This is a genomic window from Streptomyces sp. MMG1533 (genome assembly GCF_001279775.1).
Classification (GTDB): domain Bacteria; phylum Actinomycetota; class Actinomycetes; order Streptomycetales; family Streptomycetaceae; genus Streptomyces.
Genome location: NZ_LGDG01000229.1, coordinates 65,538 through 74,130, shown reverse-complemented (window position 1 = coordinate 74,130; position 8,593 = coordinate 65,538). Strand labels below are relative to the sequence as shown.

The window sequence follows — 8,593 nt, the reverse complement described above, 5'->3', positions numbered from 1 at the left end:
GGGGGGGGTGGTGGGGGTGGACGGATCGGAGGGGGACGCGGCGGTACCCGTGAAGTCGATGTAGCGCGCCGTCTTTCCGTTGGGCAGCAGGGCAATCGGCACGCGCTCACCGGTGAGCGACATCCGGTAGCGCGCACAGTCGCGCCACTCGTGTTCGCTGTCGCAGTAGTAGTCGCGCCAGCCCTTAAGACTCGACCTGAGGTAGGGGAAGAGGGGGCACCTGGTCGCGTGTAAGCAACTCACGCTTTCTCCTTTCCGACGTGCACCGCCCACGCGCGGGGTGGTTGTCGTCGGTTCCAGCTGTTCGTGCCTGTCGCACAGTCACCGAGCCTGCGAAGTCAAGCACCGGCAAGTCTGCACGTGCAACGTGCAGCCGCGACGCGGAACGCCTGGACAAGTACGCCGCCGAACTGACCGGCCAGAGCTTCACGGCGGGCTCCTGCAAGACCGATGCCGATGGCCCCGAGGCCCTGCGGGGCACACTCGGCCGGGCGGTGGACGACCGCGGCGCGCCGGGGGTGCTCGTCCACTACGCAGCCGTACTGCAGGCCGACTCGCCCACGGGCTGGACACCGGGGCACGGGCGCAGACGCTCGCAGGCGATCCGCGTCGACGCCACGGCCAAGCGCCCCCTCACCACCTGCGCGACTTCCACGGGTCGTAGCTGTGACCGGGCTCCGTGCGGCGTTCGGGTCGACGGTGGACGGGAGCAGCGACTGGGGTGGGGCGATTGCCGTCCCGTCGGTCATGCCGGACGCGATCGCGTCTTTTCCGCCTCGGCGCGGGCACCCCCGGTCTGAGCAGCCGCTTCAAGCAGTCCCCACTCGACTTCGGGCTTCTCGAGTCGGCCTGCGCCGACGAACCACGCGGGCGCCACGGCGGGTCCGGCCGGGGGCAGGGCGCCTCCGTGGGCCGCCTCACAGCCTGACAGGATTGCGCGGGATGGGGCGAAAACATAGCTTGAACGCCTCCCGGGTCTTGAAAGCGGTCGAAAGGTGCCCTGGTGGGACGACGCGAGAAGCCGCTCGATCCCGATGCCGGTCCCGTCCAGCGGCTCGCGCACGACCTGCGTGTCCTCCGGGAGAAGGCCGGGAAGCCGCCTTACCGGGAGATGGCCGAGCGGGCGGGCTACTCCACGACCGCGCTGTCCCAGGCAGCGGCCGGTGACCAGTTGCCGTCCCCGGCGGTGGTACGGGCGTATGCCGAGGCGCTGGTGCCGACCCGGACGAGTGGGAACGGCGCTGGCGGGAGGCAGACGCCGAGGTCCGGGCGCCCGCGCCGGACGAGAGGCCGCCGTACCGGGGGCTGGCCCGTTTCGAGCCCGGCGACAGTGATCTGTTCTTCGGCCGGGAGGCGCTCGTCTCCGACCTGGTGGAGCTGGTGCGCGAGCACCGCTTCGCGGCGGTGTTCGGGGCGTCCGGCAGCGGCAAGTCCTCGCTGCTGCGAGCAGGGTTGATCCCGGTACTCCGGCAGGCGGCGGGGGCCGGGCGACCCGCGGTGATCCGCGTGCTGACCCCGGGCGACAGGCCGGCGCGCACGCACGAGAAGGCGCTCGTCCCCTTCGACGGCGACGGGGCAACCTGGGTGATCGTCGATCAGTTCGAGGAGCTGTTCACCCTCTGCGGGGACCGCGCGGAACGCGACCGGTTCCTCGATCTGCTGCTCGCGGCCCGGCGGCCGGAGAGCCGGCTGCGCGTGGTGGTCGCGGTCCGTGGTGACTTCTACGGCCACTGCGCCGACCACCGTGAGCTGGCCGAGGCCGTCAGCCGGGCCAACCTGCTGGTGGGGCCGATGAGCCGGGACGAGCTGCGCGAGGCGATCACCGGCCCGGCCGCTGCGGCCGGCCTGAACGTGGAACGTGCTCTCACCGCGCAGATCATCGACGAGGTCGTCGACCGGCCGGGCGCGCTGCCCATGCTCTCCCACGCCCTGCTGTCGACCTGGCACCGTCGCCGCGGCCGGCTGCTGACCCTGGCGGCGTACGAGGAGACAGGCGGCGTACGGGGCGCGATCGCCGCCACCGCCGAGGACGTGTACGGCGGGCTGTCGGCGGAGCAGAGCCGTGCGGCTCGGCGCATCCTGCTGCGGCTCATCGCGCCCGGTGACGGCGCGGCCGACACCCGTCGTCCGGCGTCCCGCTCCGAACTCGGCAGCGGTGCGCGAGACGTGCTGGAACGCCTCGTCGCCGCCCGTCTGGTCACCCTGGACGGCGACACGGTGGAGATCGCGCACGAGGCGCTGATCACCGGCTGGCCGCGCCTGGCCGGCTGGATCGAGGAGGGCCGGGACCGGCTGCGCGCGCAGCGTCGGCTCGGCGAGGCGGCTCGCGGCTGGGAGGAGCTGGAACGCGACCCCGGCGCGCTGTACCGGGGCACGCGGCTGGCCCGGGCCGAGGAGCTGTTCGCCCGCCAGGAGAACGATGACCGGCCGGGGCAGCCGGACGACGACCTCACCCGGCTGGAGCGGGCTTTCCTCACGGCCTCCCTCGCTGCCCGGGACGCCGAGCGGGAGACCGAGGCCCGCACCGCGCGGCGGACGCGTTCCCTCGCCGTCGGCCTGTCCGTGTTTCTCGTGCTGGCGTTGGCCGCCGGTCTGATCGCCTGGCAGCGGGACCGGGTGAGCGAGGCAGAGTCCGCCAAGGCCGCCGCGCGCCGCCTGGCCACCGTGGCCGACAGCCTGCGCTCCACCGACCCCCGCACCGCCGCCCTCCTGGGTGTCGCAGCGTGGCGGATCGCCCCACTCGCCGAGTCCCGCTCGGCACTGCTGGGTGGTCTGGCACAGCCGGAGCGCGATGCCTTCACCGACCCCCGGACCGGGCAGGACGTCCGGCGCTTCCTCTCCGACGGCGGCCAAACCCTGCTCAGCGCCGACGCCGGCACGGTGACCGCGCGGAACGTGGCCGACCACGGGCTTGCCGCCACCTACCGCCTGCCGAGCGGTACGGAGGTGGGCGATGTCGGGCCCGACTCCCGGTTCCTCGACGTCATCGGGCCGGACGGGAGCGGGAAACTGTGGAACCTTCCGCTGGGCAGATCCGTGGCCGAGCTGGGTGACGGGTCGCTGTGGGGCAGCGCGTCCGACGGGAGCGCGTATCTGACCGCGCCGACGGACGGCCCGGGCGCGGTCCGGCTGCACCGGACGGGCGACGGCAAGGTCCTGTTCACCACCGACCTCGCGCGCACCCTGTCCACGGCGGCCGTCGGCCCCGGCGGCCGTCTGCTCGCCCTCTGTCCCGCCGAAGGGCCGCTCCAGCTGTGGGACACCGTCGGCGGGAAGCGACTGCCGGGGGCCTGGGAGAAGGCGGACAAGACCCTGTGCGGCACCGGCTCCGGTGCGGACGGCGGCCCGCGTCTGCTGCGCTTCAGCGCGGACGGCAGGCGGCTGGCCGCCGCCTACGGCACCACAGCCCTGGTCTGGGACGTCCGCAGCGGACGCGGGCTGGCCGATTTCACCGGTGCAGGCATCACCGGCTTCACACAGGCCGCGCTCTCCCCCGACGGGGAGTTCCTGGCCACGGCGGACGACCACGAACTCGCCGTATGGCGACTGGCCACCGGCGGTACACAGGTCTTCCACCGGCCGCTGTCCAAGGACGAGGCCATCGGGCTGACGTGGGACCCGGGCAAGCCTCGCCTCCTGCGCTACCTCGACGGCGCCCTGGCGCGCGCCGAGGCCCGCGCCGGACACGAGGTCGGCAACCACTCCTGGAACCACCCCGACCTCACCAAGCTCACCCCCGAGCAGATCGCCTCCCAGCTGAACCGCACCAGCGCCGCCATCAAGGCCGCCACCGGCAAGGCCCCCACTCTCTTCCGCCCGCCCTACAGCGCGATCAACGCCCAGGTGAAGGCCGCGACCACGCTCTCCCCCGTGCTGTGGGACGTGGACACCGAGGACTGGAAGTACCCCGACGCCGCCAAGGTCGCCCAGACCGTCATCGCCAAGGCGCAGCGCAACAGCGTCGTCCTGATGCACGACATCCACCCCACCTCCGTCGCCGCGGTTCCGCAGATCCTGCGCACGCTCACCGCCCGCGGCTACCACTTCGTCACCGTCAGCCACCTGCGCGCCACGCTCTGATGCGGCGCAACGGCAGCTGGCCAACCGTCAGATCTCCACCGGGGCGGTGGCAGGTGCGATCGCGACCACACGGGGAATCCCGGCCCAGGGCGCTCGCCCCTACGTGGAGCGGCTCGCGGGCCATCTGGCCGAGCGGCGGGTACTGATCAGCCCTTCAACGGACCTGCGTGCAACGGTGCTTGCCGCGGGCGGGGGCGCGACGCCGAGCAACCCCACTGGGGCCCGCGCCCAATCCGTGCCGGCGAAGTGGCTTCCATCAGCGATCGTCCGGTGCCGCCAGGACCGGCGACAGCCCCCGGATCATTACGGACAGGGGCAACGAGTCGTACCGGCCCTGGAGGCCACGGGCCTGAACCGGGCTTTACGAGGAAAAGGCAATGGGCAGGGGGCCTACTGGACGAGCTCCCAGTCCTGGGAACCGTCCGTGGTCGCGGTCTGCAGGGTCAGCTGTGCTCCGGCGGAGGCGCCGGTCAGGTACAGGCTTGTGTTCTTGACGGACTGCAGCTTGTAGAACCCGTCGCTGGTCTTGACCAGGTTCCAGCTGCCCGTACTGCTGTTGTCCACCCACTGGCCGATCTTCTGACCGACCGTCGCGTTGCCCGTCCAGATGGCCGCCGCACGTCCGCCCGCCTTGTTCAGCAGCGTCACGCCGCCGTTGGGTTCGGTCGTCAGGTGCCAGAACTGGGTGTCAGCGTTCGCCGCCGAACCGGGGGCCTCCAGACGGACGTCGGGAACGTCGCCGTTGCCGAGGTTGGCGTCGTTGGTCTTGTTCCCGGTGCCGATCACCTGGTCCGTCTTGCGGTTCACCAGCTGGTAGTAGGCGCCGTCGGTGTGGCCGAGGTCGACTTCGGCGAACTTGAGCGTGGACGTGCCCTGGTTGTTGAGTATCGAGATGCGGCCGGTGCCCTCGACGTACTGAAGGCTGCGGCTGTAGCCGGCCTGCGAGGTCGTCTGGTACTCCTTCCACGTACCGTCGCTGCGTCCGGTCTCGTTGACCCAGACGTTGCCGCTGCCCGCGGCGTTGTAGACCAGTCGGCCACCGGGAAGTCTGATGAGCACCGGGCTGCCGCTCATCGCGAGAGTGTGCGAACCAGTGTCCACCGCAAGGGAGTTGACCCCCGTACCGGTGGCCGATCCGGTGTAGAACTTCAGCGGGTCGTCGGCGACGCGGTATCTGGTGTTCGCCCCGCCGCCCCAGTACTCGTAGGTGAGGAGCCACTTGCCGTCCGTCGTGCGGACGACGTTCGCCATGCCGGGGCGCCCGTCGCCGATCTCCGACTTGCCGCCACCCATGTCCTTGGTCAGGCCGGCGATGTCGACGACGGGAGCGCTCCAGTTCGTGCTGCGACCGTCCCAGGTCTTGTGCACGAGGATCTGGCCGAGGGAATCCGTGGCGGTGTCGTTCGCGGGGTCGAGGGTCGGGACGCCGGTCGTTGCGTTGAAGCCGGTGTAGTCGTTCTCGTCGGAGTAGTAACAGACGAGCCGGCCCTTGTAGACCATCAGGTACGGCTCCCAGAGGGGGTCCGCCTGCTTGTTGGTGTTGGCGTTCGCGATGTTCTGGCCGAGTGCGCCCGCGCTGCCGCCCTGCCAGCCGCCCGTTGCGACGACGTTGAGGATCTTCCACGTCGCGCCTTCGTCGGTGCTGGAGTACAGGGCGATCGCGAGGTCCTTGCGGTCACCGTCGTTGGACGGTGTCCAGTTCGGGTCGGCCGCCTTGTGCTCCTTGTAGTAGTCGTCGTCACCCGACACGACGGTCGCGAGGAGCAGCGTGCCCTGCTTCAGGTCCCCGACGTCCTGGGGAAGGGCGTAGAGGTACGGGTTGGTCCAGTTGCTCGTGTACTTCGCGTACTGCGGGTCGCCGGACATGTACGCGGGTGCCTTGACCTCGGACAGCGCCTGCCACGACGTTCCGTCGTCGTCGCTCTTGTAGACCGGGAGAGTCTGCTTGTCGGCGCTTCCCGTCTCCGTCACGACGGTGGACTTCTCGAACGCCGCCACCAGACGGCCGCTCGGCAGCTGCGCCGACTTGGGGTAGACCGCGCAGTTGCCGCGCCCCTTCAGACACGGTTCGCTGCCCAGCTGGTACAGGGTGCCGCCCGTAGGGTTGTACGCCTGCGCACCGGAGGCGGGTACGGCCAGCAACGCGGACGCTGCGGCGAAGGTTCCCAGCGTCTTCCCTAGGGTTTGTCTCTGCACAGTTCCTCCTTCTGGGGATGACCACGGTGATGCCCGTGGTTCTTCGGCCACCGGCACGGTGACCTGCTCAGGGGGCCCGCGCGGCAACCTGCTCACACAGCCGGACGGGTGGGGACAGCACTCTGAACCAGGGGGTTCAGCCGCTGGTCTCGGCGGAGACGAGTACGCGTACGTCCCAAGGGCCCAGATCCAGGACGGTGCCGGCGGGTACGGGGTCGCCGCTCAGGACGTCGGACAGGTCCACCGGGGCCTGGGCGCGGGTGGGCTCCCAGCTCCAGTTGTGCACGATGTGGACACGGCGTCCGTCGGGGGAGGTGCCGGTCGTGGCGGTCAAGGACGCGGGGAGACCTTGCCAGCCGCTGCGCGTGGCCGGAGCCAGCCAGGCGGCCAGTGTCCGGGCGAGGTCGCGGCCTGGCACCATGCCCACACAGGTGATGCGACCGGCGCCGTGCCGCCGGGTGGTGACGGCCGGCCAGCGGCCGAAGTGCGGGTGGTCGTACGAGGCCAGTACGTCGGCGTCGTCGACCGCGAGACACTCGATCCAGTGCGTCGCCGTCGCGTCCGCGGGCACCTCGAGTGGGCCGCCCGGTACGGCGCGGACAGGCACGTCGTGCGCGAGGTTGCTGAACTCGTCGTACCGGACGCCCGCGGCCTCGGTGAGACGCCCGGGGGCCGGTTCGGTACGGGCGCGGGCCTCGTGGTCGGCGTACGCGGTGCGCGGGCCGAGCACGAGGTGGCCGCCCGCGTGGGCGTAGGCCGCGAGCCAGTCGAGTGTGGCGTCGTCGACGACGTACAGGGCCGGGGCGACGAGCACCGGATGGCGCTGCACGGCCTCCTCGGGTGCCAGTCCCTCCCGCAGTCCGCTCGGGTCGTGCAGCTGCCGCGCGTGGACGATCCGCACCTGACGGTCGGCGTCGAAGGCACCGCGGTAGAAGGGGTCGAAGATGCGGTGGTAGGCCGCGGGGTCCGGTTCACCGTTCGGCTTGGCCAGCGGCGGGTACTTCTGCATCAGCCACTTGCTCGGCATCGAGTAGACCATCGTGATGTCGGCGTCCGGCTCGATCCCGGCGACGAGCGGGCCCGCCTTTTCGAACTCGGTTCCCAGGCGGGCCAGTTCGGCGTAGGTACGACCCGGCTGTCCACTGTGCGGCAGGACACCGCCCCAATAGGTCTCCGCGCCGAAGCGCAGGGTCTGCCACTGCCAGTACTCGATCATCCGGGCGCCGCGTGCCACGTGCGCCCATGCGGCCTGCCGCCACTGGCCGTCGTAACCGGGGCGGTTGTCCCAGGCGAAGCCGATGCTCTGGGCGTTGGTCTCGGTGACCAGGAACGGCTCTTGGCGGGAGGAGAACATCCAGTCGGCGGTCTGGTACATCGACCAGACGCCGGTGGTCTTCCAGATCTGCTCGTGCTCGTCGGGTGTGGGGTCGGGGAGCAGGAGGCCGTCCTGCATGTCGTAGTACGGGTTGCCGGTCGCGATGTCGAGGCGGTCGGTCATCTCGTCGTCCTCCACTCCTTGGCGGGTGTAGGAGATGCAGGTGGTGACGAACTGCTCTGGGCGGGCGTACTCGCGGACGACGTCGGCCTGCCAGCCGATGAACTCGGTGACCTGCCGGGCCTGGAACGCGCGCCAGGCGACGTCGTACTGGGGCTGCTCGTTGCCGTCCGGGGTCCACAGATCGGCCCAGGTGGACAGGCGGTGCGACCAGTAGACGAGGCCCCACTCGCGGTTGAGGGTCTCGACGTCGCCGTACTTCTCACGCAGATGATCCACGAAGCGCTGGAAGACGCCGTGATTGTGGAGGAGGTGCAGGCCGGGCTCGTTGTCGACCTGCCAGCCGATGACCGCGGGATGGTCGGCGTACCGGGCGACCATCTTGCGGATGACCCGCTCGGCGTGGAATCGGAACGCCGGGTGGGTGAAGTCGACCTCCTGGCGGGCGCCCCAGCCGATGCGCTCGCCGGTGCGCCGCTCGCCGGTGATCTCCGGGTACTGCCGGGCCAGCCACGGCGGCACGGCGTACGTCGGGGTGCCGAGGATGACGGAGATGCCGCGCTCATGGGCGCCGTCGAGGACGGGTTGCAGCCAGTCGAGGTCGAAGCGGCCGTTCTCCGGCTCCCAGGTCGACCAGACCGACTCGCCCACCCGGATCACGGTGAAGCTCGCCTCGACCATCAGGTCCAGGTCGGTCTTGAGCCGCTCGTCGGGCCGCAGCCCGGGGTCGTAGGCAGGCGTGTACTCGTGGTAGTACGCGGCGCCGAAAAGGACACGGGCAGGCAGAGCCGCCATGAAAGGAAACCTCCGAGGAGACGGGGA

The 8,593-nt window shown here is 70.9% G+C and carries 5 protein-coding genes and 1 pseudogene; 3 read left to right on the top strand and 3 right to left on the bottom strand.

The features are described from left to right. On the bottom strand, positions 1 to 243 hold a 243-nt coding region (locus ADK57_RS50100), incomplete at its 3' end, for a hypothetical protein (protein ID WP_199830698.1). Between the two features lie 868 nt (positions 244 to 1,111). Between ADK57_RS50100 and ADK57_RS52590 the strand changes: the two genes are divergently transcribed. From ADK57_RS52590 to ADK57_RS52580, 3 genes and pseudogenes are all read left to right on the top strand, one after another. After that, on the top strand, positions 1,112 to 1,456 hold the full coding sequence (locus ADK57_RS52590) for a helix-turn-helix domain-containing protein (RefSeq protein WP_234390444.1): 345 nt from the start codon (positions 1,112 to 1,114) through the stop codon (positions 1,454 to 1,456). Next, positions 1,354 to 2,295 (top strand): annotated as a pseudogene (locus ADK57_RS52585) (hypothetical protein); the annotation flags it as partial. The gene ADK57_RS52590 and the pseudogene ADK57_RS52585, both read left to right, overlap by 103 nt. A gap of 267 nt (positions 2,296 to 2,562) precedes the next feature. Beyond that, complete coding sequence (locus tag ADK57_RS52580) at positions 2,563 to 4,080, top strand: polysaccharide deacetylase family protein (RefSeq protein ID WP_420711906.1); 1,518 nt, start codon at positions 2,563 to 2,565, stop codon at positions 4,078 to 4,080. 390 nt (positions 4,081 to 4,470) lie between these two features. On the opposite strand, the gene ADK57_RS28345 is transcribed toward ADK57_RS52580, so the two are convergent. Continuing rightward, a complete protein-coding gene (locus ADK57_RS28345; RefSeq protein ID WP_053752435.1) occupies positions 4,471 to 6,276 on the bottom strand; it encodes an RICIN domain-containing protein in 1,806 nt (601 codons plus the stop codon). Between the two features lie 136 nt (positions 6,277 to 6,412). After that, positions 6,413 to 8,566 carry a beta-galactosidase gene (locus ADK57_RS28340; RefSeq protein WP_053752434.1) on the bottom strand — a complete coding sequence of 718 codons (2,154 nt, stop codon included), beginning with the start codon at positions 8,564 to 8,566 and terminating at the stop codon, positions 6,413 to 6,415. Positions 8,567 to 8,593 lie beyond the last annotated feature (27 nt).